General features: G+C 63.0%; 2 protein-coding genes. One reads left to right on the plus strand and one right to left on the minus strand.

The window, feature by feature from the left end; genetic code table 11:
* Positions 1 to 148: 148 nt before the first annotated feature.
* Positions 149 to 538, minus strand: a complete 390-nt coding sequence (locus tag GR212_RS36500; protein ID WP_163994996.1) for a winged helix-turn-helix transcriptional regulator — start codon at positions 536 to 538, stop codon at positions 149 to 151.
* A 159-nt stretch (positions 539 to 697) separates the two neighbouring features.
* On the opposite strand from GR212_RS36500, the gene GR212_RS36505 reads away from it, so the two are divergent.
* Complete coding sequence (locus GR212_RS36505) at positions 698 to 1,432, plus strand: SDR family NAD(P)-dependent oxidoreductase (RefSeq protein WP_163994994.1); 735 nt, start codon at positions 698 to 700, stop codon at positions 1,430 to 1,432.
* The last annotated feature ends 59 nt before the right edge of the window (positions 1,433 to 1,491 follow it).

Consider the following 1,491-nt stretch of genomic DNA (forward strand, 5'->3'; position numbering starts at 1 on the left):
GCGGGTCGAGAGAGTGTTGCGCAACTCCTCCTTACGCATCTCGAACGCGGCCAGCGCATCGATGCCGCTACGTTGCGCGACGGTTCCAACCTGTTCAGGAACGCCAGCCTCGACGATGTCCGACACGGCGCGATACCCTGCGACATTGCTACTCAATTCGCGTCGATTGGCCCGAGGGCTCCGGCCTTTGGCTGTTCAAGGCGTCGCGCTCCGCGAAAACGCGAGTAACTTCGGCCATGTTTTCCGTGCCCCAAGAGCAAAGGGGAACCAGGGCTTCGGCCAAGCTGCGGCCCAGCGGAGTGAGGCTATAGTCTACCCGGGGTGGGATCTCTTTGTAGTCGGTCCGCTTCACAAGGCCGTCGGCCTCCAACTCCTTGAGTTGCTGGATCAGCATCTTATCGCTCACATCACGCACGGCTCGCCGTAGCGCGCCGTATCGGGTCGGGCCGCCTTGCGCCACGAAGTACAGGATCAACGGTTTCCACTTGCCGGCGATGACCCGCAAGGTCGCGTCGAGACCACAGGTGAAGCCGGGCAGCGTCGGGGTGCAAGCCTGAGCCGTTGGCAAGGTCTGCTCCGACGGCGAATTGGAATTTGATCGATCTGAAGACATTTCCAGATACTTACCAAAAGGTGCATACTTGTCAATGGGTGCGTATACCGCCAGCTTAGTGCAATCTCAATGAAGGAGCACATCATGAGCAGATTACAGGGTAAGACGGCCGTAGTGACGGGCGGCGGAAGCGGTATCGGATTCGGGGCGGCCAAGCGGTTCGTCGACGAAGGCGCGTTCGTCTACATCTTCGGGCGGGGGCAGGAGAGGCTGGACGCCGCCTTGGTCGAGTTGGGGACGTCGGCGCGGGCCGTACAGGGCTCCGTGACCGACCCGGCCGCCCTTGACCGGCTGTATGAGACGGTCAAGGCTGAGCGCGGAGGGCTGGACATCCTGCTCGCTAACGCCGGGACCGGGTCGTTTGCACCGCTCGGCGAGATCACGACCGAGCACTACGACCAGATCTTCGACCTCAATGTGAAGGGGTTGGTGTTCACGGTGCAGAAGGCCCTACCGCTGATGGGGGAGGGCGCGTCGATCATCCTGACGGGATCCAGCACGGGAGTGATGGGGACGCCGGCGTTCAGCATCTACAGCGCGACCAAGGCTGCCGTCCGGAACTTGGCGCGCAGCTGGGCGCTGGACCTGAAGGGCACCGGCATCCGCGTCAACGTCCTCTCGCCGGGACCGACCACGACAGAGCTGGCGATCGAAGTGCTGGGCGATGAAGGCATCGCCAGACTGGGGGCCAGCACAGTCCTCGGGCGGATGGGCGATCCGTCCGAGACAGGCGCTGTTGCCGCCTTCCTGGCGTCTTCGGACAGCAGCTTCATGACCGGCGGCGAGGTTTTCGTCGATGGAGGCCTGGCGCAGGTCTGAAGCCCCTGAGCGTTGGGGCTTGAGAGCTTCGATAACGTGGATCGAAGCTCTCAGGGCGC

It is taken from the genome of Martinezella lusitana, from assembly GCF_010668395.1.
Classification (GTDB): Bacteria; Pseudomonadota; Alphaproteobacteria; order Rhizobiales; family Rhizobiaceae; genus Rhizobium; species Rhizobium lusitanum_A.

Excerpts from the sequence above, each read along its gene's own strand:
- GR212_RS36505 (WP_163994994.1), top strand. The coding sequence starts at position 698 with ATGAGCAGATTACAGGGTAAGACGGCCGTAGTGACGGGCGGCGGAAGC.